We start from the raw sequence: 24,222 nt of genomic DNA on the forward strand, positions 1-24,222 counted from the left end.
CACGCGTCAGTCGCGCTTGCGCAACTTTTCCACAAGATGCTGCCAGCCGCCGGGCGCGAGGACAAAAGACATCAGGAATCCCGCTGCGAAACCGCACACATCCGCAACCCAGTCCTTGTTGCCGCCAAAGAGCAAACCAAAGAGAAGCTGAATCCCCAAAAGGAAACCGATCATCGTGAAAGCCCGCGCCTGATTGGCGCCCAACTGGCCAAGCCGCGTCCAGAGCAGGAAGGTAAACGCTCCGATCAGCCCATACACGCCGGGGAATGCCCCAAAGAGCGGCTGCGACGCCTCGAGGATAAGCGCGTAGCCAAGCGCGCCGGCAATCCCCGACAGAACAAAAATCGCGAGTGTCGCGACCCCCGAAAACACCTCGCCCACCATCTTGCCAAGAGCGAGAAGCATCACGCTGGCAAATGCCGCATGGGTAAAGCTGCCATGCACGAATAGATAGGTCACCGTGCGGATCACATGCTCTACCGGCCAGATATTGTTGACCAGCATCCAGCTAAAAATCTCATCTGCAAACGCATATCTCTGTAGCGCCGAGACGCGCCAGCCGATCGCAGCGGGCCCACCGACAACTCCTTGTGCGCCAAGCGTGAAGACGATCTCGATCCCCGCGATCAGCAGGAAAAGCGCGACCACGACAGGCGGCAGCGGATTGATCGGGTGCGAATGCTCGGGCTGGGACATGCCTGCTCTCCTTGACGGGCTTTTGCCCCATCGGTAAGGCAACGACACCCATAAATCCAGACGGAGTATTCCTCATGAACGAGGCGGTCCAAACGTCCTCTCAATTCACCCCGCGGGTCTTCTCGGGCATCCAACCCTCGGGCAACCTGCACCTCGGCAACTATCTCGGTGCGCTCAAGCGCTTCGTAGATATGCAGAGCGATGATACGGAAACCCTCTACTGCATGGTCGACATGCATGCGATTACCGTCTGGCAAGACCCTGATGACCTCCGCCATGCCACGCGCGAACTCTGCGCCGGGTTCATCGCCGCGGGCCTCGATCCGACAAAATCGATCCTCTTCAACCAGAGTCAGGTTGCTGAACATGCCCAACTCGCATGGATCTTCAACTGTGTCGCGCGGATGGGCTGGATGCAGCGCATGACCCAGTGGAAGGACAAGGCGGGCAAGAACCAGCAGAACGCCTCGCTCGGCCTCTTGGCCTATCCGGCGCTGATGGCGGCGGATATTCTTGTGTATCACGCGACCCATGTGCCCGTCGGTGAGGACCAGAAGCAGCATCTCGAGCTGACCCGCGACATCGCGATCAAGTTCAACCATGACTATGGCGTCGATCATTTTCCGATTACCGAGCCGGTCATCGAAGGCGCGGCGACGCGTGTCATGAGCCTGCGCGACGGGTCCAAAAAGATGTCGAAGTCCGATCCCTCGGATGCCTCCCGGATCAATATGACCGATGACGCCGACACCATTGCTAAGAAGATTCGCAAGGCCAAGACAGACCCCGATGCCCTACCCTCCGAGGCCAAGGGGCTTGAAGAGCGTCCCGAGGCGCGCAACCTCGTCAACATCTACGCCGCGCTCGCGGATACCACTGTTGATGCGGTGCTCGCGGATGTGGGCGGCAAGCAGTTTTCGGAGTTCAAACCGATCCTCTCTGAACTCGCCGTGGAAAAGCTCGCGCCGATCTCGACCGAGATGGCCCGTCTGATGCAGGAAAAGGACGAGATCGACCGCATCCTCGCCTCCGGCGCAAGCCGAGCCCGCGAAATCGCTGCACCGATCCTCAAAAAGACCTACGAGATCGTCGGCATGGTCGGCGCCTGAGGCGCTGACCACTGATCTTCTTCAAACAGCCATGATCAGGCGGTGCTTCAGCATCGCCTGAATGATCTTCCTCACCGCCTGAGACAGATCCTCCCGTGGCTGCTCTGGGAAGGCGGCGGCAAGTGTCTGCGTGATATCTTCTTGCGTTGTCGGCTCCAACAGAAGCGTCCAGATCCCGGTCGTCACCCCGCTGAACGCATGCATGCCCGGTCCCTCGGCGCAGGCGACAAAGACATCCTCTTGAAGCTGAGCCTCGTAGACCGAGGGATTACGTTGGTAGGTGTGATCCCCCGCAACGGCCTTGTCCGTTGTGTAAACTGCATGGCTGTCTGGCGGCAGGTTCGACGGATCAACCCGTGCTGTCGCCCCCCGGGGGTTCGCATCGCACCACGCTTTGAGGTAGGCCGCCGCCTCTTCGCCGTTGCTGTATCGCAGACGAAGGCACTGTGACGTCTCAACCAGCCCGTTGAGCATAGCCAGCACCCGCGCCGGGTTCATGCTGCGAGAAAAATTCTGCCGGATAAGCCGCCGCATGACCTTGGAGGAGGCGACTGGCTCAAGCTCCGCCTCTCCCTCCTCCCGGCGATCCAGAAGGATGATCGTAGAAATGGGCAGCGTCTCACCATGCGGCGCCAGCTGACCGTCGGGAAGGTCAAGGTAGAGATACTGCTGGTTTCGCGGCCCCGCATGATGCTCCATCCATCGCGCGAGACCCTGCGAAAACTCTTTAGGCAATGGCCGACGCAACCGGGGCGCCGCACCGTTTGCAATGCCGCGCATCGCGCCATCCTTGCCGAGGCGTAAAGGCAGGTAGTCATCCGTAAAGACATGCGCGCCCAGTGCAGCAAGACAGGCCGTCAGTGTGCTCTTGCCGGCGCGCCGTTGATTGGGGAACAGCATAAGGCTCCCCTCACGCTCAATCGCGGCACCATGAAAGCACAACAACCCCTGTTCAGCGCGAATTCGCGACCAGGCCAACTCTGCCAACAAAGTGCAGGCAGCATGGAGTGGATCCGAATGGGACTTCGAAAGGTCGTAGTGATCGGAAGAAAAGCAAAATCTCCCGTCCCTCTGTGACACGGTGAGCGTCGGAACGTCCATTCCGCCTTCGACAGGTGCGTAAGGCCAGTCACTGAATATCTCTGGAAGAAGAGAGACGACCGCGTCGGCACCTTCAAAAACAACCGGACCGTCCGTGCCCGTGAAATAGAAACGTTGCGTCGCCGTCATCGGAAACAGTCTCAAATAATCGGATGCCCGGCACCAGCGATTTCTGGCCCCGGGCATCCTCTTTTCTCAGATCACTCTCAACTTAGTGCATGTCCTGCGCGGCGTCGCTTGGTCCGGACGCGGTGGACCCACCGTCATCGGAACCATCATCGGACTCGCCACCGGAAGCGCCGTCATCGGCACCAGAGGCGCCATCGTCGGACTCGCCGCCCGAAGCCCCATCATCACCGCCAGATGCGCCGCCGTCGTCACCACCCGATGCGCCGCCATCGCCGTCTCCGCCCCCGGAACCACCGCCGGAACCACCGCCAGAGCCACCACCGTCACCGCCACCGGAACCACCACCGTCACCACCGCCGGAACCGCCTCCGCCGTCGCCACCGCCGCCGTCACCGCCACCGGACCCGCCGGATGCGTGTGCCATGCTCAGCGTCGTGAAGGCCGGTGCAGCATAGATCGCTGTCGCCCCCAAACCGAGTTTGGCAAGGAATTTGCGGCGATCAACCGCCTCTGTTGTAGTTTCTTCGTTCATGTCGTCCATGATAAGCTCCTCCTTCGGTGGGTTTCCCACTCCTGCTTGAGACGAAGTTTCTTGCGAAACAAATAGCATTTCCTGAATGTGACGTTACGGCATGTAAAATTAGAAATCTGTTAAAAATGTGTCACATTCAATTTTTGCGCGGAATTTCGCGAGAGGTGAGCCAATTGTTGCTACTTCAATCACTGCGGGATCTATCTTCCGGTTGAAAATGTGCCCTTGATAGATGAGTTCCCGCCTCCGGGTGTCATGAACTTGAATCAATAAAACGCTACCCTTGCCTCAATCGCACCCCGCGAGAATTTCTGAGTTCTGTGATTTGAGTTCCAAACCATTCGCCCCCGGTCTTCCCCAGGCCCGGGGGCTTCCCTTTGCCTCTGGACCTCCCGACAGGCCGCGACTAGCATCCGCCGGAGCGAGCGAGGGAGACCAGCATCAATGGCAATCAGCAACACAATCAGAACCTATTTCAACGGCACATGGCATGATGGCGACGTGCCCGTCATGCGCGCCGCAGACCATGGCGCATGGCTTGGCACCACGGTGTTCGACGGCGCACGATATTTCGAGGGCATGTCCCCTGATCTCGAACCGCATCTCGCGCGCATCAATCGCTCGGCCAAGGCGCTGATGCTGACGCCGACGGTCTCGACCGAGGACATGCTCGACATCGCCCGCGAAGGCCTTTCCGCCTTCGGTCCCGAGGATGCTGTCTATATCCGTCCTATGTATTGGGGCATCGACGGCGATATGAGTGTCTCCGCCATCGCCCCGACCGAAGAGGCGACCGGCTTTGCCCTCTGCCTCGAGGCCGTTCCCATGGCCCCGCCCGAGGCCTCCACGACCCTGACGCGGACCCGCTTCCGCCGTCCGGTGCTCGATTGCGCCGTGGTCAACGCCAAGGCCGGGTGCCTTTATCCCAACAACGCCCGAATGCTTGTCGAGGCGCGCTCCAAGGGTTTTGGCAACGCGCTCGTGGCCGACGCGATGGGCAATGTCGCCGAAAGCGCGACGGCGAACGTCTTCATGGTCAAGGATGGTGAAGTCTTTACGCCCATTGAGAACGGCACCTTCCTCGCCGGGATCACCCGCGCGCGCCACATGTCCAACATGCGCGCCGAGGGCATGAAAGTGCATGAAACCGTACTCACTTTCGAAGATTTTGAAGATGCTGACGAGGTTTTCCTCTCTGGCAACTTCTCCAAGGTGACGCCAGTAACGGCCTTCGACGACCGCCAATATCAGATTGGCCCCGTGACCCGCCAGGTGCGTGAGATGTATTGGGACTGGGCGCGCGCCACGGCCTGAGCCCATCGGGGATCTCGCATCAGACGTTGCCTGATCCCCGACCATGCGCCATGATTGCGCCAAGGGAGACCATCAGATGCGCAAATTCCTCGTCGTTCTCGATGATAGCCGCGAATGCCTGAACGCCATGCGTTTCGCCGCCATGCGGGCGGCGAATACGGATGCAGGCGTGCAGATTCTCTCGATCATCCCGCCAGACGAGTTCAACCACTGGATCGGTGTCAGCGACATCATGCGCGAAGAGGCCCGCGAACGCATCATCGCCCATTTCGAGGTCTTCGCCAAATGGATGCGCGATCGGCAAGGCGTGGACCCCGAGTTGGTGATCCGCGAAGGCGAAGCGGTGAAGGAAATCCTTGGCCAGATACAAGATGATCCGCAGATTGGCGTTCTCGTGCTTGGCGCTGGTGTCGACAAGAAAGGCCCCGGCCCGCTTGTCAGCCAATTGACAAAGACCTCTGGAAACCTGCCGGTTCCGATCACCATCGTGCCGGGCGATATGTCCAAGGAACGGCTCGAGTCGATTACCTGACCTGTCGCACCCAGTTTAGAATCATTCCAAACCTTGACTATCCGGGTTCGGAGGCGCATATCTCAAGACGAGATAGAAAAGGTGCATCCGCTATGTTTATTCAGACCGAATCCACGCCGAACCCCGCCACGCTCAAGTTCCTTCCGGGGCAGACCGTGCTTGAAGCAGGCACCGCTGATTTCCCCTCCTCCGAAGGTGCCGAGGCGTCGCCTCTGGCGAGCCGTGTTTTCGCGGTCAAGGGTGTCTCTGCCGTGTTCTTTGGCACCGATTTCATCACCGTGACCAAGGAAGAGGCGGTCGAGTGGGACCACATCAAGCCCTCGATCCTCGGCGCTATCATGGAGCATTTCCAATCCGGTCAACCGGTCATGGCCGGTGCGGCCACCGCCGCCTCCGGGCATGCCGATCATGACGGTCCCGACTCCGAAGTTGTTGGCCAGATCAAGGAACTGCTCGACACCCGCGTGCGTCCCGCCGTGGCCCAAGACGGTGGTGACATCACGTTCCACGGTTTCGACCGCGGTGTTGTCTATCTGCATATGCAGGGCGCCTGCGCGGGCTGCCCCTCTTCGACCCTGACGTTGAAGATGGGTATTGAGAACCTCCTGCGTCATTACATCCCGGAAGTCACCGAGGTGCGCCCGGTTGCCGTCTGATCCTCTGATCCTCGGCTTTGACACATCGGCGGCGCATTGCGCCGCCGCTCTGCTTTGTGGCGACCGCATTCTCGCATCTGCCCAAGAAGAGATGAAACGCGGACAGGCCGAGCGCCTTTTTCCGCTTCTGGAAGGCGTGCTAGCCGAAGCTGGGGTGGCATGGTCTGATCTGTCGGCCATCGGCGTCGGCATCGGCCCCGGCAATTTCACCGGTATCCGCCTTTCGGTCTCTGCCGCGCGCGGCCTTGCCCTCGCACGCGCCATCCCGGCTGTCGGGGTGTCGAGCCTCGACGCCCTAGCGCATGGCGCGAACGGCCCCACGCTCACCTGCCTCGCCGCGCCCCGCGATCACGCCTATATCGCAGGACATCGCATGGCCAAGGCCATCGCGCCGTCGCTGGTCTCCATCGCTGACATCCCCGCCTCCCTTGCCGAACCCGACCTGACCTGCATCGGCTCTGCGTCCGCCCCGGTGGCCGCCGCGCTTGGCGCCGCTGAGGCTGCACCGGCCTACCCGACCGCAGAAGCCATCGCCCGCATCGCGGCAGGCCGCTGGCAGGACACCCCAGACCGTCCGGCCCCGCTCTACCTCAAGCCCGCCGACGCCGCCCCGGCCCGCGACTCCGCGCCGGTCATTCTCTGATGACACCCGACGACCTCGCCGCCCTCCATGCCGCGGCCTTTACCCAAAGCCGTCCTTGGAGTGCCGAGGAATTCACCGCACTTCTTGCCTCGCCCCATTGCTTTCTCGTCGCCCAAGGACAGAGCTTCGCTCTGGGTCGCGCCATCGCTGGGGAGGCCGAACTTCTCACTATTGCGACCCATCCTAAGGCTCGGCGCCAAGGCCTTGCCCGAGCGTGCCTCTCGCAGTTCGAAACCGCCGCCCGCGCGCGCAGCGCCAAAAGCGCCTTTCTCGAAGTTGCCGCCGACAACCCGGCAGCCATCGCGCTCTACCGGGCAGCGGGCTTTACCGATGCCGGGCAACGCAAAGGCTATTACACGCGCCCCGACGGACCTGCAGTTGATGCGTTGATCCTGACCAAGCCCTTGGAGCAACTTGCCTAAGCCGTGACGGAAATCTGAGATTCTTCCGGTGCCCCAATCTCTTGCCCTGTTCACATATTGCATTGCCGTCGCCCCTCCCGCAAAGTGAAGCTATGCAAATCTACCTACCGATCGCCGAAGTCTCCGTTAATGCCTTCCTGCTCCTCGGGCTTGGCGGCATTGTCGGTATTCTCTCGGGCATGTTCGGCGTCGGCGGTGGGTTTCTGATCACGCCGCTTCTGTTCTTTGTCGGCATCCCGCCCGCTGTCGCCGTGGCCACCTCCGCGACCCAGATTGTCGCCTCTTCGGTCTCAGGGGTGCTGGCCCACCTCAAAAGGCGATCCGTGGACCTGAAGATGGGCCTTGTCCTGCTCGCTGGCGGCCTTGTCGGCGCCGCCCTCGGCGTGTTGGTCTTCAACTACCTGAAATCACTGGGTCAGGTCGATCTACTGGTGAAGCTCTGTTATGTGGTCTTCCTCGGCATCATCGGCACTCTGATGTTTATCGAGAGCGTCAACGCGATCCGAAAATCGCGCCGCAACGCCCCCGTCAAGCGACGCAACCATAACTGGATTCACGGCCTGCCATTTAAGATGCGCTTTCGCGTTTCCGGCCTCTACATCTCTGTCATCCCGCCGCTTCTCGTCGGCCTGAGCGTCGGTGTCCTGGCCGCAATCATGGGGGTCGGTGGCGGCTTCATCATGGTGCCCGCCATGATCTACCTATTGTCCATGCCAACCAAGGTCGTGATCGGCACATCGCTTTTCCAGATCATCTTCGTGACCGCCTTCACGACGCTCCTGCACGCCACGACAAACTACACGGTCGACATCGCCCTCGCGGTGCTCTTGCTGATCGGTGGCGTCATCGGCGCCCAGTTCGGAACCCGTATCGGCACCCTTCTCAATGCCGAGCAACTACGCATTCTGCTGTCGCTCATGGTCATTGTGGTCTGCGGCAATCTCGCCCTTGGCCTGCTGCTTCAACCGGACGAGCTTTTTAGCATCGGCGCGGTCGGAGGCCACTGAGATGCGCGCGATCCTTGCCCTTTTCCTCTTCTTCGCCGCGCCGCTCATGGCCGAAGAGGTCGTGCTTGGCCTTAGCAAGAAAAACGTCTCGATCACCGCGAATTTCGACGGTTCCGAAATCCTCATCTTCGGCGCCGTCAAGCGCGAGACCCCGATCATCGAAGATCCGCCGCTGGATGTGGTCATCGCCGTCTCCGGCCCCTTGCAGCCCCTGACCGTGCGCCGCAAGGAAAAACGGTTCGGCATCTGGGTCAACACCGAGAGCGTCGAGATCGACGCCGCTCCAAGTTTCTATGCCGTCGCCACGAGCGCGCCCTTCCGCGAAGCCCTGACTGACGTCGAAGATTTGCGCCACAAGGTCTCGATTCCGCGCGCCATCCGCTCGGTCGGCGCGCCCTATAACGTGCAAGACTCCGCCGCATTTACCCGCGCTGTGATCCGCATCCGAACAGAGAACGGCAATTATCAATTGCGCGAAAACGCTGTCTCCCTTGACCAGCAGACCCTGTTCCGGACCTCCATCGACCTACCCGCCAACCTAACTGAAGGCGACTACGAAACGCGTATCTTCCTCACCCGTGAGGGACAGGTCGTGTCGAAATTCGAAACCGTGATCGGTGTGCGTAAGGTCGGGCTGGAGCGTTGGCTCTATACCTTGTCGCGCCAACAGCCGCTTCTCTACGGGCTCTTGTCACTCTTCATCGCTGTGACCGCTGGTTGGGGTGCCTCGACACTTTTCCGCATCCTACGCCAAGGCTAGCGCGCAAACCCTACCCGCGCCCGATATAAGGCATCTTCGTCGCCATCACCGTCATGAACTGCACATTCGCGTTGAGCGGAAGCTCTGCCATATGCAGCACCGACCGCGCCGCGTCTCGCACGTCCATTGTGGCATTGGGCGGCTGCCCGGCCTCGATCAACCGCGCATTCAACCCGGCGACCATGTCTGTCTCGGCATTGCCGATATCGATCTGCCCACAGGCAATATCGAGCGCCCGCCCATCAAGCGACAGGCTCCGCGTCAACCCGGTGATCGCGTGTTTGGTCGTGGTGTAGCTAACCGATCCCTCGCGCGGCACATGCGCCGAGATTGACCCGTTGTTGATGATCCGTCCGCCGCGCGGGCTCTGCACCCGCATCCGGGCAAAAGCCTCACGGGCACAAATGAACATGCCGCGCAAATTGACATTCACAACCGCATCAAAATCTTCGACCTCTATTTCGTCAATCGCCCCCGGCGCGCCAAACATGCCGGCATTGTTGAAGAGCGCATCAATCCGCCCGGCCTCCGCCACGAAGCGCGCGAACACCTCCCGCATCGCCGCCGCATCCGTCACATCACCGGGAAGCGCCATCGCCCCCTTATGCGCCGCGGCCATCTCCTCGAGCGGCTCTGCCCGCCGCGCCACAAGCCCCACGCACCAGCCCGCCTCGAGGAAAGCTTCCGCTGTCGCCTTTCCAATGCCAGAGCTCGCGCCCGTGATCAGGATCGTCTTCATGCCGCGCCCTCTTCTTCTGCTTCGAGTGTGAGCGGGGCCGGAGCCACCGCGAGGTCATCCGTCCCGAGAGGATGCGTAGGACGCGCCAAACGGTTGCGCACCACCCAATGAAGCCGTTCCGACGCCCGAGTGATCGCCACATAGGCCAACCGTTTCCAAAGTGGCTGCCCCGCTTCGACCCGGCCCATCCGTGCCGCCGCATATAGATCCGGTGCAAAGACCTGCACGTTCTCCCATTGCGAGCCTTGCGCCTTGTGGATCGTAACGGCGGCCCCATGCAAGAACGTCGCGCCCATGCGGGCCGCATAGGGGATAAAAGGCTCTTCTTCCTCTGGCTTCTCGATCTTCACAATCGACGCTGCCGACACGCGCGGGTCTTCCGCCCCGATCACATGCAGCCGCGAAAACCCCGGCTTGCGTCCGGGCCCGAGATAGATCACCTGCGCCCCCTTGATGAGACCCCGCGCCTCGAGGTCGAGCCGCTTCTTACGGTGCTTGAGTGGCAGCTCAATCCCATCACATATGAGCGGCTCCCCCTCAAGAAGCGCATCCTCGGGCGCGCCATGCACCTGCCGGAACGCATTGATGAGACGAATGCGCGTCGCATTGCGCCAGACGAGCACCGGCGAACGCGCCATGAGGTCCACCTCGACCCGCTGCCCCCAGACCACTCGGTCATCGCGCTTGGCCGTTTCCTCGACAAGCCGCTCGAACTCCTCGAACCCCAGCGCCGGATCGCCGAGCGCATGCGCAAGGTCAAGGATCGGGCTATCGGCATCCTGCCGGTGCACCCGGCTCAGCTCGAGCTTGGACGGCGCGGGCATCGCGTCAAACACCATGCTTCCAGACTGGTTCACCGGGGCAAGCTGTGCCGGATCTCCAAAAAGAAGCAGCGTCGGAAAAATCTCTTTCAAGTCCTCGAACTGGCGATCATCCAACATCGACGCCTCATCGACGAACCCGATATCGAGCGGTTCATCGCGGCGCTTCCATCCGGTGATGAAATCCGACCCGCGCAGTCCCGCCGCGGCAAGCGCGCCAGGGATCGACTTGTGCAACTGGTAAAAGGCCTGCGCCCGCGCGAGCGCCTCTTCGGTGAGGCCCTCGATCTCTGGCTTGTCGCCATTGCCGACAAGCCACTCCGCGATGCGTTCGTATTCCGGGTCGTAGACGGGCGTATAGATAATGCGGTGGATCGTCGTCGCAGGGACGCCGCGCATCCGAAGCACACTCGCCGCCTTGTTCGTCGGCGCAAGAATGGCCAACGTGCGGCGGTCCTTGCGCCGCTTGCCTTCATAGTCCCCCGAAACGATATCCACGCCTGCCGCTTCGAGCGCCTTGACCAATTCGGCAAGCAGCAGTGTCTTGCCCGACCCCGCCTTGCCAAGCACCGCGGCAAGCGCCTGTTTGCTCTCGCGTGGCGGTGTCAAAATCCCGTCGTCGAGATCAACGCCCACCCCGCGCAGAAGCTCGGCGATCGTGTCATAGGCTTCGGCCTGGTCATGCGAAAGGGTCAGCGCGTTTGTCATGCGCTGACCCTACCGTTGCCCCGGTCCAAGCGCCAGCGGCTTTGCCTGCCCTCAGGCTGTTTGCGCAAGGGTCTGACGGCACTCACCGCCAAAGGCTCGTTCAAACCACATCCGCGAAGTCTCGGGCGCGATCCCGGCACGTTCTGCGACGGTTCGGCGCGCGGCTTCGCAGAAACCCCAGAGGCCGACACTGATCCTGTCGCGTCCTTCGCCTTGCGCGCCGATGATCTCTGGCGACGCGCCGATCATCCGATAGATCCGCACCATTCGCGCATCGAAAACACCCACGTAGTGCTCGACACCAAACCCCGCCATGACCTCGCCGCCGCCAAGCATCAGCGCGGCTGCCGTCTTCGGCTCGCAATCACGCGCCAGACAGAACCGCGTGCATTCCCAGACGAAAGGCGAGGTGATCCGGACCCCGTTGGTCAGGTCAAGGAAATGATCGTTGACCATACAAGGCCCCGTGGTCGGCAAAAGCCGCATGGAACCGCCATGAGTCCCGTCTGGCTTTTCCCAGAGGACATAGAGAGGGTTCATTTCATCATAGGCGTCACGTTCTTCCCCCGTCGGATCGACCGTCACATCCCAACCGAGACGCGTCTTGAACTGATCCGCACGGTCAAGAAACATGCTGCGTTTCAGCTTGGGGAATCTGTCGATCTCATCGCCATAAATAAACCGGAGCATTCTGCCATCCCTTCCCATTCTCGATAGGGAATAGAGATAGGACGCCATGGTTAATGCCCGGCTAACTTGCCGCGCGCCCTAGACCACGATCAACCCGCGGCTCAGCGCTCGCGCCACTGCATGCGTGGTGTTGAGCGCCCCGAGCTTCGAGCGCGCAGATTCAATATAGACGCGCAGCGTATGCTCCGAGATCGAGAGCGTTTCCGCGACCTGTGCCCGGCTATACCCCATCGCCACAAGGGTCATCGCGTCAATCTCCCGCGGGCTTAGAGCGCGGGATTGCTCCGGGGTGCGCCCCGGCGCCAGTTCGAGCGCCCGCTCGTTGAACCCATGTGCAAAGAGGATTAGGTCACGCCGGTTTGCCTCAGTGAAGCGCGCCCATTCCTCATCGTCGCAAGTGTGGCTCACGGTGAAGAGCGCGAACTGCCCCACAGGACCACGGATCGGAACAGAGAAGCCTTGATTGCCGACGCCGTGGGAAATCGCCTCTGCCTGAAATGCCCGCGCCGCCTTCGAGGACCAGTCGAGCCGCTTCCAGTCGACCGGGTGAAACCGTTGATAACAGCCGATAATGACCGGATCGACGCGCAGATAATCTTGATCGACATAGCGCTGCACCCAAGCGTCCGAATACGTGCCACAGCCAAACTGCTCACCATCCGAACTCACCCAGTGATAGACCATATGATCGACGCGGAAGTGATCCCGAAGGTCTAGGATCGCGGATTGTAGTTGCTCAAGCCCTTGCGCCCGTTCGAGCTCTCCGAGCAATGTCTCCCGTCTTTCGATCTTCCCCATGAGGCCAAGCACCACCCGCCATGTCACCCGATGACGCGATCTCGACCGAGGCAACCATCCGGGTCTGCTCCAGCTCTTGTGCCAGGGCGTTCAGACCGTTGGCCTGGGCGAAGGTTCTCAGGTCCACGAGAACGTCGAGTATCCAGTCATATTTCATGTTAACTCTCGTTTTCAGGGGTTAATGAAAGGTTAATACAAGCATAGCACGAATGCCTTTCAGTCGAATATTCGCAGATTTCCACTCCCCCGAAATGGGGAGGGACCGCATCCTTAAGCCTCTGAATACACCCGAACCTCTTTCGCAAACGTAAATCCCCCGCGAATCCTGTGTGATTCGCGGGGGATCCAAGTCACCTGTCCCGCTAGGCGCGCGGGACGAAACGGCTTACTTGCCGGCTTCGAGCACATCCTCGAGAGTACGCAGGCCGGTCTTCGGGGCCTGCACGAGGACGGACATGTTGCCCGGCTTGTGTTCGTTCTTGAGCATCTTCATATGCGCCGCCGGGATCTCGTCCCACGCGAACACTTCCGACATGCACGGGTCGAGACGACGCTCGCACATCAGACGGTTGGCCGATGCGGCCTGTTTCAGGTTGGCAAAGTGCGACCCCTGAAGACGCTTCTGGTGCATCCACATGTAGCGCACGTCAAAAGTACAGTTGAACCCGGAGGTACCCGCACAGATCACAACGATACCACCTTTCTTGACCACGAGGGTCGAGACAGGGAAAGTCGCCTCGCCGGGGTGTTCGAACACCATGTCGACGCTGACGCCTTTGCCGGTGATGTCCCAGATCGCCTTGCCGAACTTGCGCGCTTCCTTGAGCCACTCGTTGTATTCCGGCGAGTTGACCGTCGGGAGCTGACCCCAGCAGTTGAATTCCTTGCGGTTGATGACGCCCTTGGCGCCCTGATCCATTACGAACTGACGCTTGCTCTCGTCCGAGATCACACCGATCGCGTTGGCGCCTGCTGTGTTGGCAAGCTGGATCGCGTAAGAGCCAAGACCGCCCGACGCGCCCCAAACGAGGACGTTCTGGCCGGGCTTGAGCTCATGCGGGTGGTGACCGAAAAGCATCCGGTACGCGGTCGCAAGCGTCAGCGTGTAGCAGGCAGACTCTTCCCAGGTCAGGTGCTTCGGACGCGGCATGAGCTGCTGAGCCTGCACCTTGGTGAATTGCGAGAACGACCCATCGCCGGTCTCATAGCCCCAGATCCGCTGGGTCGGCGAGAACATCGGATCGCCACCGTTACATTCTTCGTCGTCACCATCGTCCTGGTTACAGTGGATCACGACCTCGTCGCCCACTTTCCAGTTCTTCACCTTGTCACCGACTTTCCAGACGATGCCCGACGCATCGGAACCCGCAATGTGGTAGTCCTGACCATGCACGTCAAAGGGCGAGATCGGCTGGCCGAGACCGGCCCAAACGCCGTTATAGTTCACACCAGCCGCCATCACGAGCACGAGAACTTCGTGGCTGTCGATGTCCCAAGTGTCGACAACTTCGACCTCAAAGGACTTATCCGGCTCGCCATGACGATCACGACGGATCGCCCAAGCGTACATTTTCTTGGGCACATAGCCCATCGGCGGCATTTCACCGACCTCATAGAGGTCTTTTTCCGGGGCGTCGTAGGTGGCCAGACCGTTTTCGGTATCGAGAGCCATTTTCGTCTCCTGATTTTGAACTCTTGCCGCGATGCAGAATCGCGCTTCCTGTCCAGTGAAATAAAGACGGCCGCGCAACATTGCAACCGCAATTGGCATAGTTTTGTAATTTTATGACCGAGCCGATGCAGAAAAATCCTGCCGCAACTGCGAAATCAGGGGAAAAGATGCCCGATTGAGCGTGCGTAGTAGGTCAGAAGGGCGCCCTCCGACGGATTCGCGCTGTAGCACCCGGCTTCGCGACGGATCGCTCCACGCTTCTCAAGGCTGCGCAGGCCAACCTCCGCCGCATAGGCCACATCGCCCCGAGGTAGGTGCACATGTTCCGGCGCAAGCTTCGCGATCCGCTCCCCAAAGGCGTTCTCGACGGCGGCACGGGACAAAGGTGCCTCTGCGCCGTCGATGATCGACGCGACAAGCGGAACAGGCAAAGCCGGCACCACGTCCGAAATGCGCGCCATGAGGGCCTCTGCAAGCGGTTCTGCCACATCGCCGTCCTGCCTCGCCGCAAACGCTGCAAGCGAAAGCGGTTCGCCGAAACTCACCGCCGCATAGCCGAACCTGTGATAGCGTCCGCGGAGACGCAGCCAGAGCTGCTTGAGCAAGAACCCGGCGATGACGCTGATCCGCGCACGGAACCGCCGACGCTTCTTATCCTGCGCGGCAATCAGGATGCGATCCTCCAACACGCGGTCATAGTTGAGCGCCACCGGCACAAACACGACGTCGCGGATCGCCGGGTCGAACCCGTCCACGATATACTTCAGAAGCCCGAGTTTCGGCGGATGAAGCCCGCCATCAACCGACAAGCCCCCTTCCGGGAACATCGCCTGCGTCACACCGCCATCCGTCGCAAGCCGCACGTAGCGCGCAAGCACCTTACGGTAGAGCGCATTGCGCGATTGCCGCCGGATAAAATACGCCCCCATTGCCTTGATGAGGCGGCTAAGCGGCCAGACCCGCGCCCACTCCCCGACCGCATAGGCCAGTGCCGAACGCTCCGCCGCGAGATAGGTCACAAGCACGTAATCCATGTTCGAACGATGGTTCATCACGAAAACCACTGTCGAATCCTTTGGGATATTCTGAATGCCCGCCTCATCGAAATACCCGAGCCGCACACGATAGAGCGCCCTGCTCAGAAGTTTCGCCGCCCGGATGGCAAAACCGAAATAGGTCGAGGCACTAAAGGAAGGCACGATTTCCCGCGCATATCGCTTGGCTTGTTCAAAGGCGACGTTCTCGGGAATACCTTCTTCCTTCGCGTGATCGGCAATCGCTTGGCTAACGTCAGGCGAATAGACAATGCGCTGAATCATGTCATGGCGCCGCAATAGCTTGAACGGCTCAATCGGACGCTCGAGACGCTCGTTCAGACGTGACACCGCCTTTTCCATACGCCGCCGAAAGAACCACCGTACCGATGGAAAAAGAAGATGGCTCGCCGCCGTCACCGCTGCGAATAGCAGGATCAGGATGAAGAGCCAGATCGGAAGTTCGATGGTCGATGTCATAACCTGACTCTTGCAATGGCGGGGCCGCAGGTAAATATCAAATACGACCTTGTTCCGAGAAACCTATGCCCGCACTGACGATCTCAGCCGGCTTTTCCGATGCCGAACGCTCCCTCGCAGCCCGCCTCTACTGGCAGGCGTTCAAGGGCAAGCTCGGCCCGGTCATGCGGCCGACAGCGCGCGCCCTTGCCTTTTTCGAGACAATCCTGGATCCGCGTTTCGCCCTCGTCGCCCGCGACGACAAGGGCGTCCTACTCGGCCTCGCGGGTTTTAAGACCGCCGAAGGCGCCCTCACGGGCGGAAGCCTTGGCGACCTGTGCCGTGCCTATGGATGGATCGGCGGAACGTGGCGCGGCCTCGTGCTCTCGGTGCTCGAACGCGATCTTGCCGCAGACACGCTCCTGATGGATGGCATTTTCGTCTCCGAAGCTGCGCGGGGGCAAGGTGTCGGCACTGCGCTGCTCTCGGCGATCAAGGACGAAGCCCGCGCCCGCGGCCTTTCATGCGTGCGCCTCGACGTGATCGACACCAACTCGCGCGCCCGCGCGCTCTACGAACGCGAGGGTTTTGTCGCCTGCGGCACCGAAGACACCGGACCGTTCCGTTATATCTTTGGCTTCAAGACAAGCACCAAGATGGTTTACCGCCTGCCGTAACGTTCCAATCTGATTTTGCCGCAACGCAGCGAATTGACTTGCACATGATCTTTCGCATATCTACCCTCTGACGCAATAAAATTGCCAAGCTGATTCAAGAGGACGCCCATGTCGCAGACGCAGAAAGATCGCCCCTGGCTGATCCGAACCTATGCTGGCCACTCGACCGCCAAGGCCTCGAACGCGCTTTACCGCTCCAACCTCGAAAGGGGCCAGACAGGGCTCTCGGTCGCCTTCGACCTGCCGACCCAAACTGGCTACGATTCTGACCACGTCCTGTCGCGCGGCGAAGTCGGCAAGGTGGGTGTTCCCGTTTGCCATCTCGGCGACATGCGGACGCTGTTCGACCAGATCCCCCTCGAGCAGATGAACACATCGATGACAATCAATGCCACCGCGCCGTGGCTCCTGTCGCTTTACATCGCCGTGGCCGAGGAACAGGGCGCCGACGTGTCCAAGCTCCAAGGCACCGTGCAGAACGACCTGATCAAGGAATACCTGTCTCGCGGCACCTATATTTGCCCGCCCGCGCCCTCGCTCAAGATGATCGCGGATGTGGCCGAGTATTGCTACACCAACGTGCCCAAATGGAACCCGATGAACGTCTGTTCCTATCACCTGCAAGAGGCCGGCGCGACGCCCGAGCAGGAACTGGCCTTCGCACTGGCAACCGCCATCGCGGTTCTCGACGCGCTGAAACCCCGCGTCCCCGAAGAAGACTTCCCGCGCCTCTGCGGACGGATTTCCTTCTTCGTCAACGCTGGCATCCGCTTCGTCACAGAGATGTGCAAGATGCGCGCCTTCGTCGATCTCTGGGATGAGATCCTTGTCGAACGCTACGGTATCACCGATCCAAAATCCCGCCGCTTCCGCTATGGTGTGCAGGTGAACTCTCTGGGGCTGACCGAACAACAACCCGAGAACAACGTCTATCGTATCCTGATCGAGATGCTCGCCGTGACGCTTTCCAAGAAAGCCCGCGCCCGCGCCGTACAGCTTCCGGCGTGGAACGAGGCGCTTGGCCTGCCGCGTCCTTGGGATCAGCAATGGTCCATGCGCATGCAGCAGATCATGGCCTACGAGACAGACCTCCTCGAGTATGACGACCTGTTCGACAACAACCCCGCCGTCGACAAGAAAGTCGCTGAACTCAAGGACGGCGCGCGCGCCGAGTTGGCGAACCTCGATTCCATGGGCGGCGCCATCAGCGCCATCGACTACATGAAATCGCGGCTTGTTGAATCCAACGCCGAACGCCTCAACCGCATCGAGGCAGGGGAAACCGTCGTGGTGGGTGTCAACAAGTGGCAGCAGGGCGAACCCTCGCCGCTGATGACAGGCGACGGCGGCATCATGGTTGTCGATCCCGCCGTGGAACAGGAGCAAATCGCCCGCCTGAATGACTGGCGAAACGAGCGCGATGACGACGCGGTCTGTGCCGCCCTTACGGCGCTGAAAGAGGCCGCTAGCAAGGGCGAAAACATCATGCCTGCCTCCATCGACTGCGCCAAGGCCGGTGTGACGACCGGCGAATGGGCACAGGAGATGCGCTCGGTGCATGGCGAATACCGCGGCCCGACCGGCGTTTCGCCTTCGCCCTCCAACAAGACCGAAGGCCTCGACGATCTGCGCGCTGCCGTGGATGCGGTTTCTGATCGTCTCGGGCGTCGCCTGAAATTTGTCATCGGCAAACCTGGCCTCGACGGCCACTCGAACGGCGCAGAGCAGATTGCCTTCCGCGCCCGAGATTGCGGCATGGACATCGAATATGACGGCATCCGCCTCACCCCCGAGGAAATCGTCGCTTCGGCCATCGAAACCGAGGCCCATGTCGTTGGGCTATCGATCCTCTCTGGCTCTCATATCCCGCTCGTCGAGGATCTCATGAATCGGATGCGTGAAGCGGGTCTGGGCAATACGCCGGTGATCGTGGGCGGCATTATCCCTGATGACGACGCAGAACGCCTGAAGGCAATGGGCGTGGCGCGGGTCTACACACCCAAGGATTTCGAATTGAATACGATCATGAATGATGTGGTGGTGCTCGTAGATCCCGAAGCTGTCGCCGCTGAATAGCGTCAACCTCGCCTCACAATTCGCTAAACAGATGAAAACCCTCGCCTATTAGGCGAGGGTCTTTCTTTTGCCCTCAACCGGAATACTGCCCCATCAAGAAAAGTCTCAATTCGGCAAAAAATATCTCTTGCCAGTTTTCGTCTTTGCGCCAGATTAAAGGGTTCTAGAAAAGGACAGCATATATGGCACTTGATGGTATGACACGCACCGAGCTTGTCGAACTGAAGACCAAGATCGACATTCAACTCGGTCGCCTTGAGGCACAGCGCAAATCCGACGCCCTAGAAGCGGCGCGCAAAGCCGCTGAGGAATTCGGCTTCTCCCTCGAAGAACTCGCCGATGCCAAGAAAGCCAAGAACGGCAAACTGGTCAAAGGCATGCCGAAATACGCGGACCCCAAAGACATCTCCCGAACCTGGACGGGCAAGGGACGCAAACCGAAATGGTTCGACGAAGCATTGTCCGCCGGTATTCACCCGGAAGACATGGAGCTCTGATCCGGAGTTTCAAGCCGCCTTCGGCTTGACGCTCAGTCGCAAAGTTTGCGCGCCTGCTTTCGTTTGAAGCGGTCGATGCCGATGCTATGGTCTAGGCAAAAGGAGTTACCCATGACCATACATATCGGCGCTGCGCCCGGAGACATCGCGGAAACGGTTCTGATGCCCGGCGACCCGCTGCGCGCGAAATGGGCCGCCGAGCGGTTTCTCGAGAACCCGCGCTGCGTCAACGAAGTGCGCGGCATGTTAGGCTTTACTGGCACATGGCAAGGCCATCCGGTCACGATCCATGGCTCTGGCATGGGGATGCCCTCGCTTTCGATATATGCCAACGAGTTGATCCGCGACTATAGCGCGAAAACCCTGATTCGGATCGGTTCCTGCGGCGCGATGCAGCCCCAAGTGGCGCTGCGCGACCTCGTCCTCGCCATGTCGGCCACCGCTGTCTCGACCCCGTCCTCGACCATCTTCCGCGAATTGACCTACGCACCCACCGCTGACTTCTCCTTGCTCGAAGCTGCCGCCGCCACTGCGCGCGCCCGCGGTCTCGTGCCGCATGTGGGGGGCATCTATTCCTCCGACACCTTCTATGATGAACGCCCCGACCTAGATGAACAGATGGTGCGCCACGGCATTCTCGCCGTCGAGATGGAAGCCGCCGAGCTTTATACGCTCGCAGCACGCTACCAGTGTCGCGCACTCGCGATCCTGACGGTCTCTGATCACCTTCCGAGCGGTGAACGTCTCTCTTCCGCCGACCGCGAACAGAGTTTCTCAGACATGGTCGAGATCGCCCTCGAAACCGCCTTCTCCGCACAGTAAATCAAGAAGCGCCTGCGCCGGTCCGGTTGGCACGCTCCGCATCCCCGCTTCGAGCCATCGGCCCGTCGCCACGCGCGGCCCAAACGGTGCCACCAAGGCACCGCTCCGCAAATGCCGCGCCACAAGCGCGCCATGCCCCATGAGCACCCCCGCACCGTTCACAGTTTCCTCAACCGCCAGCGCATAGAGCGAATACACCGGTCCAGAGACATCAATCTCCCGCTCCACAGCCCTGAGCCAGAGCGCCCAATCCTCACGCCATACCGCATCGCCAAGGCAGGGCACCGTCGCGAGGTCGTCAACAGTCGACAACCCTTTCGCAACCTGCGGCGCGCAGACCGGAAAGATCACGTCCCGCGCAAGGCATAACCCACCCCCATCGCCATAGAACACCGTCAGGTCGAACGGTTCTCGGCCAAGGTTCGGCGGGGTTTCCATCGCGGTGATCGACACCTCAAGCTCGGGCATCGCACGCCGCACCTCTGGCAATCGCGGCGAAAGCCAGAGCTGCGCAATCGCCGGAAGCGCCGCCACATGGAGCCGCTCTGGACGCGCTGCCTCGCGCAGGACCCCGACCGCGAGGCCCATCGCGTCAAACGCCGCGACCATTTTCGGCAACACCCTCTCGCCCACCGATGTAAGGCGCACCCCTTGCGCCCCGCGCTCGAAAAGCGCCGCCCCGGCCCAGGCCTCGAGCGCCTTGACCTGCTGCGCAATCGCCCCCGGCGTCACGCAAAGCTCCTCCGCCGCCCGCGTAAACCCACCAAGCCGCGCCGCCGCCTCAAAGGCGCGCATCGCGTTCATAGGTGGCCCTTGCGGGCGCGGTGGCTGAACCGACATAACATGACCCCTAGATTTCCTATGCCTAGCATACATGAAAACTCGTTTGCGCCAATCTCGCGTTTCCGCTTCGATACCCGCACCAAACTCAAGGATCAGTCCATGCCAACCCTCGCCCTGCGCCCATGGGTGCCTGCCCATTGCGAAACCTATATCCAGACCCTCGCCGACGAGACCGCCCAAGGCACAAGCGCCGCGCTCAACGCCCGGCTCGACGCGCTGGTGGCCGAGAACCGCGCCATCCACGAGCGCGACTGTTTCAACCTCAACCCGGCGACCAACGTGCTCAACCCACGCGCCGAAGCGATGCTCGCCTCTGGCCTCGGGTCGCGCCCCTCGCTTGGCTATCCCGGCGACAAGTACGAGATGGGCCTCGAAGCCATGGAGCAGATCGAAGTCATCGCCGCCGAGCTCGCGGCGGAGATCTTTGACGCGCGCTATGCCGAGATCCGTGTGCCCTCCGGCGCCATCGCCAATCTTTATGGCTTCATGGCCCTGACCAAACCGGGTGACGCCATCATCACGCCCCCGGCCTCCGTGGGCGGCCATGTCACGCATCATGCCGACGGCTGTGCCGGGCTCTATGGGCTGACATCGCACCCAGCCCCGGTCGATGCCGACGGCTATACGATCGACCTTGTTGGATTGCGCGCGCTTGCTCATGAGGTCAAGCCGACGCTCATCACCATCGGCGGCTCCCTGAACCTCCTTGAACACCCGGTCTCTGAGATCCGGACGATTGCCGACGAGGTCGGCGCGCATGTCCTCTTCGACGCAGCACATCAATGCGGCATCATCGCGGGCAAGGCTTGGAAGAACCCGCTGGCCGAGGGCGCCCATATGATGACCATGTCCACCTACAAGAGCCTCGGCGGCCCGCCCTCTGGCCTCATCGTCACCAACGATGCCGAAATTGCCCAGCGCCTCGATGCCATCGCCTTTCCCGGCATGACCGCGAATTTCGACGCCGCCAAATCCGCGGCGCTCGCCGCGACGATGCTCGACTGGCGTGACTTCGGAGCGGCCTACGCCTCCGCCATGATCGACCTCTCTCAATCCCTTGCCGAGGCGCTCAAATCCGAAGGCCTCCCCGTGTTCGAAACCCGTCACGGCCCGACGCAGTCGCATCAGTTCGCCGTCGAAGCCGCCTCTTTCGGTGGTGGACAGGCCGCGTCCAAGACCCTGCGCAAGGCGGGCTTCCTCGCCTGCGGCATCGGCCTGCCCATCCCGGCGGTCGAAGGCGATATGAACGGGTTGCGCATCGGCACACCGGAACTTGTCCGCTGGGGCATGACCCCCGAGGACGCGCCGGAACTGGCCCGACGCATCGCCGCCGCCCTGCGCGCAAACGATCCCGCCACGCTCGCCCCCGAGACGGCCACATGGCGCAAGAGCTTCGACCGGATTCACTATATTCATAGCTGATCACCGTGCGGGCGATTGTGCCCGCGCACCGTTCGGCCTAGACCGTCTGCATGGTGTTCGTCACGATCCTCCTCGGGCTCTTGCCCTCCTTCCTCATGGTCGCCCTTGGCGGCCTCCTGCGCAGTCGCCTCTCGCGTGATGCGTGGCAGGGGCTCGACCGGCTGAACTTCGAAGTCCTGTTTCCCGCGCTGATCTTTGTCGCGGCTTCCTCGCGCCCCATTGCCGTGGCCGACATCTTGCGCATTGGTCCCGCTGTCTGGGCAATCCTCTTCACAGGCCTCGCACTCGGCTATCTTGCCCGTCCCTTTGGCCCGCCACGTTTCGTTGACTTCGCTGGCGCATGGCAGACAGCGTGGCGTTTCAACACCGCGATGGCCTTTGTCGCCGTTGAAACCCTGATCAATCCGCCGCTTGGCGCGCTCGCCGTCGCCGTAGGCCTGGCCATCCCGATGGCGAACCTCCTCGCCGTCTCCGCCCTCTCGCGCGGAAGTGGGTCTCTGATCCAAACCATCCGCCGCGTGGCCACCAATCCCTTCCTGATCGCTTCGGTCTCCGGCGTGATCGTCGGCCTCTCGGGCTTCACGATTCCCGATCCCATCATGGCGCCGCTTGAGATGCTCTCGCGCGCCGCGATCCCCATCGCCCTGATCTCCGTGGGGGCCACGATGAACTGGGGCGCGCTGGCGCGTCTCGACCGCTTTAGCGGCATTATCTGCGCGACAAAGCTCGTCGCCCTGCCCGCCTTGACCTTCACCGCTTGCAAGCTCCTCTCGGTCGAGCCCACCATCGCCCGCACGCTCACACTCTTTGCCGCCATGCCAACTGCGTCTGCGGCCCATGTCCTCGCTGGCGGATTTGGCGCAGACCGCCGCCTCTCGGCCACGCTTGTCGCGCAATCCACACTGCTCGCAGCCCTCACATTGCCCCTCTGGATCACACTGATCGCGCTCTCCTTCTGACGCGAAACAGATCGTTTCGGCGTTTCCAAGTCGCAAACGATCCGCGACAAATCCCCGATATTGTCAGCCCCCTGCCCTGCTTTGGCCCGATTTCGCGCTGATACCTGAGCCTCGACGAACAGTGTTACGAGGACGCAGAACGATGGATCGCCTGACTGAAATGGAAGCCTTTGCCACGGTTGTGGATCAAGGTGGCTTCACCGATGCCGCCAAGAAGATGGGGATTTCCAAGTCCGCCGTGTCCAAGCACGTCTCATCGCTCGAGGCCCGCCTCGGCGCGCGTTTGCTGAACCGGACCACGCGCCGCGTCTCGCCAACAGAGATCGGTCTCGCGTATTACGACCGCGCCCGCCGCGTCCTCAATGATGCGGGCGAAGCCGACTCCCTCGTGACCTCGATGCAGTCCGCCCCCTCCGGCCTCCTGCGCATCTCCGTGGCGACGGACTTTGGCGTCAATCATCTTTCCCCGGTGCTCGGCGACTTCCTCGCCGAGTTCCCCGAGATCAACGTCAACATGGTGCTGAACAACCGCTATGTGGAGCTGATCTCCGAAGGGTTCGACATGGCGATCCGCATTGGCGAGTTGGAGGATTCCTCCCTACGCGCTCGAAAGTTCTCCGAAACCACGCGCCGCATGATCGCAAGCCCCGCCTATATCGAAAAATACGGCCGCCCGGAAAAGATCGACGACCTGAACGAGCACAAGCTCCTGCATTACTCGAGCCAATCGAACGGCGCCGTCTGGAAGCTGACCGCACCTTCGGGCGAAAAGCGTCAAATCCGCACCGCGGGCTGGCTCTCCGTCAATGACGGCCAATCGCTCCTCAACGCCGCAATTGCGGGCCTCGGGATCGCCTACCTGCCGTCCTTCCTCTATGCCGACGCAATGGCACAAGGCCTTGTCGAGGACGTAATCCCCGACCTTCCGGTCGAGACCCAAGGCATCTACGCGGTTTACCCGCCGGGTCGCTTTACCCAGCCCAAGGTTCGCGCCTTCATCGACTTCCTCGTCCATGCCTTCGCAGACAAAGGCCCCACCGACTGGTGAGGCTGGACTTCCCCAGGATTCCCCAAGGCTTTCCGATAGAAAGCTGACTTGCCCGG

General features: G+C 61.2%; 24 protein-coding genes and 1 pseudogene. 15 read left to right on the forward strand and 10 right to left on the reverse strand.

Going from position 1 to position 24,222, the window contains the following annotated elements; genetic code table 11:
• Positions 1-6: 6 nt before the first annotated feature.
• On the reverse strand, positions 7-696 hold the full coding sequence (locus MK745_RS01340; protein WP_243611474.1) for a rhomboid family intramembrane serine protease: 690 nt from the start codon (positions 694-696) through the stop codon (positions 7-9).
• Positions 697-770: 74 nt separating this feature from the next.
• Between MK745_RS01340 and trpS the strand changes: the two genes are divergently transcribed.
• Complete coding sequence (trpS, locus tag MK745_RS01345) at positions 771-1,805, forward strand: tryptophan--tRNA ligase (protein WP_243611475.1); 1,035 nt, start codon at positions 771-773, stop codon at positions 1,803-1,805.
• A 21-nt stretch (positions 1,806-1,826) separates the two neighbouring features.
• On the opposite strand, the gene MK745_RS01350 is transcribed toward trpS, so the two are convergent.
• Together MK745_RS01350 and MK745_RS01355 are read right to left on the reverse strand one after the other, a co-directional pair.
• Positions 1,827-2,705, reverse strand: coding sequence for a PqqD family protein (locus MK745_RS01350; protein WP_243611476.1), 879 nt, complete (start codon positions 2,703-2,705; stop codon positions 1,827-1,829).
• A 412-nt stretch (positions 2,706-3,117) separates the two neighbouring features.
• On the reverse strand, positions 3,118-3,576 hold the full coding sequence (locus MK745_RS01355; RefSeq protein WP_243611477.1) for a hypothetical protein: 459 nt from the start codon (positions 3,574-3,576) through the stop codon (positions 3,118-3,120).
• Positions 3,577-4,011: 435 nt separating this feature from the next.
• Between MK745_RS01355 and MK745_RS01360 the strand changes: the two genes are divergently transcribed.
• The 7 genes from MK745_RS01360 to MK745_RS01390 all read left to right on the forward strand — a co-directional run bounded on the left by MK745_RS01360 (position 4,012) and on the right by MK745_RS01390 (position 8,901).
• The gene (locus tag MK745_RS01360) at positions 4,012-4,881 is read left to right on the forward strand and encodes a branched-chain amino acid aminotransferase (RefSeq protein WP_243611478.1); all 870 of its coding nucleotides are present in this window, start codon (positions 4,012-4,014) and stop codon (positions 4,879-4,881) included.
• Between the two features lie 76 nt (positions 4,882-4,957).
• Complete coding sequence (locus tag MK745_RS01365) at positions 4,958-5,413, forward strand: universal stress protein (RefSeq protein ID WP_243611479.1); 456 nt, start codon at positions 4,958-4,960, stop codon at positions 5,411-5,413.
• Between the two features lie 92 nt (positions 5,414-5,505).
• Complete coding sequence (locus MK745_RS01370) at positions 5,506-6,069, forward strand: NifU family protein (protein ID WP_243611480.1); 564 nt, start codon at positions 5,506-5,508, stop codon at positions 6,067-6,069.
• Positions 6,059-6,712: a tRNA (adenosine(37)-N6)-threonylcarbamoyltransferase complex dimerization subunit type 1 TsaB gene (gene tsaB, locus MK745_RS01375; RefSeq protein WP_243611481.1), complete on the forward strand. Its 654-nt coding sequence runs from the start codon at positions 6,059-6,061 to the stop codon at positions 6,710-6,712. Before MK745_RS01370 ends, tsaB begins: the two co-directional genes overlap by 11 nt.
• Positions 6,712-7,134, forward strand: coding sequence for a GNAT family N-acetyltransferase (locus MK745_RS01380; protein ID WP_243611482.1), 423 nt, complete (start codon positions 6,712-6,714; stop codon positions 7,132-7,134). The genes tsaB and MK745_RS01380 overlap by 1 nt, the downstream gene beginning before the upstream one ends.
• A gap of 92 nt (positions 7,135-7,226) precedes the next feature.
• Positions 7,227-8,141, forward strand: a complete 915-nt coding sequence (locus tag MK745_RS01385) for a sulfite exporter TauE/SafE family protein (RefSeq protein WP_243611483.1) — start codon at positions 7,227-7,229, stop codon at positions 8,139-8,141.
• 1 nt (position 8,142) lies between these two features.
• The gene (locus tag MK745_RS01390) at positions 8,143-8,901 is read left to right on the forward strand and encodes a TIGR02186 family protein (RefSeq protein WP_243611484.1); all 759 of its coding nucleotides are present in this window, start codon (positions 8,143-8,145) and stop codon (positions 8,899-8,901) included.
• Positions 8,902-8,911: 10 nt separating this feature from the next.
• Here MK745_RS01390 and MK745_RS01395 read toward each other — a convergent pair whose 3' ends face one another.
• The 6 genes from MK745_RS01395 to MK745_RS01420 all read right to left on the reverse strand — a co-directional run bounded on the left by MK745_RS01395 (position 8,912) and on the right by MK745_RS01420 (position 15,843).
• Positions 8,912-9,640 carry an SDR family oxidoreductase gene (locus MK745_RS01395; RefSeq protein WP_243611485.1) on the reverse strand — a complete coding sequence of 243 codons (729 nt, stop codon included), beginning with the start codon at positions 9,638-9,640 and terminating at the stop codon, positions 8,912-8,914.
• Entirely contained in the window at positions 9,637-11,169 is a 1,533-nt protein-coding gene (locus MK745_RS01400) for an ATP-dependent DNA helicase (protein WP_243611486.1), read from the reverse strand. The genes MK745_RS01395 and MK745_RS01400 overlap by 4 nt, the downstream gene beginning before the upstream one ends.
• A gap of 51 nt (positions 11,170-11,220) precedes the next feature.
• The gene (locus MK745_RS01405; protein WP_243611487.1) at positions 11,221-11,859 is read right to left on the reverse strand and encodes an acyl-homoserine-lactone synthase; all 639 of its coding nucleotides are present in this window, start codon (positions 11,857-11,859) and stop codon (positions 11,221-11,223) included.
• A 78-nt stretch (positions 11,860-11,937) separates the two neighbouring features.
• The gene (locus MK745_RS01410) at positions 11,938-12,657 is read right to left on the reverse strand and encodes a helix-turn-helix transcriptional regulator (RefSeq protein WP_243611631.1); all 720 of its coding nucleotides are present in this window, start codon (positions 12,655-12,657) and stop codon (positions 11,938-11,940) included.
• A gap of 385 nt (positions 12,658-13,042) precedes the next feature.
• Complete coding sequence (gene ccrA / locus MK745_RS01415) at positions 13,043-14,329, reverse strand: crotonyl-CoA carboxylase/reductase (RefSeq protein WP_243611488.1); 1,287 nt, start codon at positions 14,327-14,329, stop codon at positions 13,043-13,045.
• Between the two features lie 155 nt (positions 14,330-14,484).
• Positions 14,485-15,843, reverse strand: a complete 1,359-nt coding sequence (locus tag MK745_RS01420) for a 1-acyl-sn-glycerol-3-phosphate acyltransferase (protein ID WP_243611489.1) — start codon at positions 15,841-15,843, stop codon at positions 14,485-14,487.
• A gap of 65 nt (positions 15,844-15,908) precedes the next feature.
• Here MK745_RS01420 and MK745_RS01425 point away from each other — a divergent pair, with 65 nt between their 5' ends.
• The 4 genes and pseudogenes from MK745_RS01425 (at position 15,909) to deoD (ending at position 19,894) form a co-directional block, all read left to right on the forward strand.
• Positions 15,909-16,499, forward strand: a complete 591-nt coding sequence (locus MK745_RS01425) for a GNAT family N-acetyltransferase (protein ID WP_243611490.1) — start codon at positions 15,909-15,911, stop codon at positions 16,497-16,499.
• Between the two features lie 105 nt (positions 16,500-16,604).
• Positions 16,605-18,575, forward strand: a pseudogene (locus MK745_RS01430) (methylmalonyl-CoA mutase family protein); the annotation flags it as partial.
• 182 nt (positions 18,576-18,757) lie between these two features.
• Positions 18,758-19,072: an H-NS family nucleoid-associated regulatory protein gene (locus tag MK745_RS01435; RefSeq protein ID WP_243611492.1), complete on the forward strand. Its 315-nt coding sequence runs from the start codon at positions 18,758-18,760 to the stop codon at positions 19,070-19,072.
• 111 nt (positions 19,073-19,183) lie between these two features.
• Positions 19,184-19,894 carry a purine-nucleoside phosphorylase gene (gene deoD / locus MK745_RS01440; RefSeq protein ID WP_243611493.1) on the forward strand — a complete coding sequence of 237 codons (711 nt, stop codon included), beginning with the start codon at positions 19,184-19,186 and terminating at the stop codon, positions 19,892-19,894.
• On the opposite strand, the gene MK745_RS01445 is transcribed toward deoD, so the two are convergent.
• Positions 19,847-20,698, reverse strand: a complete 852-nt coding sequence (locus MK745_RS01445; RefSeq protein WP_243611494.1) for a LysR family transcriptional regulator — start codon at positions 20,696-20,698, stop codon at positions 19,847-19,849. The two genes, deoD and MK745_RS01445, sit on opposite strands and share 48 nt — an antisense overlap.
• Positions 20,699-20,836: 138 nt before the next feature.
• Here MK745_RS01445 and glyA point away from each other — a divergent pair, with 138 nt between their 5' ends.
• The 3 genes from glyA (at position 20,837) to MK745_RS01460 (ending at position 24,166) form a co-directional block, all read left to right on the forward strand.
• Positions 20,837-22,159 (forward strand): serine hydroxymethyltransferase, encoded by a 1,323-nt coding sequence (glyA, locus tag MK745_RS01450; RefSeq protein ID WP_243611495.1) that lies wholly within the window; start codon positions 20,837-20,839, stop codon positions 22,157-22,159.
• 50 nt (positions 22,160-22,209) lie between these two features.
• Positions 22,210-23,118, forward strand: coding sequence for an AEC family transporter (locus MK745_RS01455; RefSeq protein ID WP_243611496.1), 909 nt, complete (start codon positions 22,210-22,212; stop codon positions 23,116-23,118).
• Positions 23,119-23,260: 142 nt separating this feature from the next.
• Positions 23,261-24,166 carry a LysR family transcriptional regulator gene (locus MK745_RS01460; RefSeq protein ID WP_243611497.1) on the forward strand — a complete coding sequence of 302 codons (906 nt, stop codon included), beginning with the start codon at positions 23,261-23,263 and terminating at the stop codon, positions 24,164-24,166.
• Positions 24,167-24,222 lie beyond the last annotated feature (56 nt).

Source organism: Shimia aestuarii (assembly GCF_022814865.1).
GTDB lineage: Bacteria > Pseudomonadota > Alphaproteobacteria > Rhodobacterales > Rhodobacteraceae > Shimia > Shimia aestuarii_A.

Coding starts and splice junctions, on each gene's coding strand:
- MK745_RS01340 (WP_243611474.1), bottom strand. CDS start 696: ATGTCCCAGCCCGAGCATTCGCACCCGATCAATCCGCTGCCGCCTGTC.
- MK745_RS01455 (WP_243611496.1), top strand. CDS start 22,210: ATGGTGTTCGTCACGATCCTCCTCGGGCTCTTGCCCTCCTTCCTCATG.
- MK745_RS01350 (WP_243611476.1), bottom strand. CDS start 2,705: ATGCTGTTCCCCAATCAACGGCGCGCCGGCAAGAGCACACTGACGGCC.
- MK745_RS01425 (WP_243611490.1), top strand. CDS start 15,909: ATGCCCGCACTGACGATCTCAGCCGGCTTTTCCGATGCCGAACGCTCC.
- MK745_RS01410 (WP_243611631.1), bottom strand. CDS start 12,657: ATGGGGAAGATCGAAAGACGGGAGACATTGCTCGGAGAGCTCGAACGG.
- deoD (WP_243611493.1), top strand. CDS start 19,184: ATGACCATACATATCGGCGCTGCGCCCGGAGACATCGCGGAAACGGTT.
- MK745_RS01360 (WP_243611478.1), top strand. CDS start 4,012: ATGGCAATCAGCAACACAATCAGAACCTATTTCAACGGCACATGGCAT.
- MK745_RS01405 (WP_243611487.1), bottom strand. CDS start 11,859: ATGCTCCGGTTTATTTATGGCGATGAGATCGACAGATTCCCCAAGCTG.
- MK745_RS01420 (WP_243611489.1), bottom strand. CDS start 15,843: ATGACATCGACCATCGAACTTCCGATCTGGCTCTTCATCCTGATCCTG.
- MK745_RS01355 (WP_243611477.1), bottom strand. CDS start 3,576: ATGGACGACATGAACGAAGAAACTACAACAGAGGCGGTTGATCGCCGC.
- MK745_RS01390 (WP_243611484.1), top strand. CDS start 8,143: ATGCGCGCGATCCTTGCCCTTTTCCTCTTCTTCGCCGCGCCGCTCATG.
- MK745_RS01460 (WP_243611497.1), top strand. CDS start 23,261: ATGGATCGCCTGACTGAAATGGAAGCCTTTGCCACGGTTGTGGATCAA.
- MK745_RS01385 (WP_243611483.1), top strand. CDS start 7,227: ATGCAAATCTACCTACCGATCGCCGAAGTCTCCGTTAATGCCTTCCTG.
- trpS (WP_243611475.1), top strand. CDS start 771: ATGAACGAGGCGGTCCAAACGTCCTCTCAATTCACCCCGCGGGTCTTC.
- MK745_RS01435 (WP_243611492.1), top strand. CDS start 18,758: ATGGCACTTGATGGTATGACACGCACCGAGCTTGTCGAACTGAAGACC.
- MK745_RS01380 (WP_243611482.1), top strand. CDS start 6,712: ATGACACCCGACGACCTCGCCGCCCTCCATGCCGCGGCCTTTACCCAA.
- MK745_RS01400 (WP_243611486.1), bottom strand. CDS start 11,169: ATGACAAACGCGCTGACCCTTTCGCATGACCAGGCCGAAGCCTATGAC.
- ccrA (WP_243611488.1), bottom strand. CDS start 14,329: ATGGCTCTCGATACCGAAAACGGTCTGGCCACCTACGACGCCCCGGAA.
- glyA (WP_243611495.1), top strand. CDS start 20,837: ATGCCAACCCTCGCCCTGCGCCCATGGGTGCCTGCCCATTGCGAAACC.
- MK745_RS01365 (WP_243611479.1), top strand. CDS start 4,958: ATGCGCAAATTCCTCGTCGTTCTCGATGATAGCCGCGAATGCCTGAAC.
- MK745_RS01370 (WP_243611480.1), top strand. CDS start 5,506: ATGTTTATTCAGACCGAATCCACGCCGAACCCCGCCACGCTCAAGTTC.
- MK745_RS01445 (WP_243611494.1), bottom strand. CDS start 20,698: ATGAACGCGATGCGCGCCTTTGAGGCGGCGGCGCGGCTTGGTGGGTTT.
- MK745_RS01395 (WP_243611485.1), bottom strand. CDS start 9,640: ATGAAGACGATCCTGATCACGGGCGCGAGCTCTGGCATTGGAAAGGCG.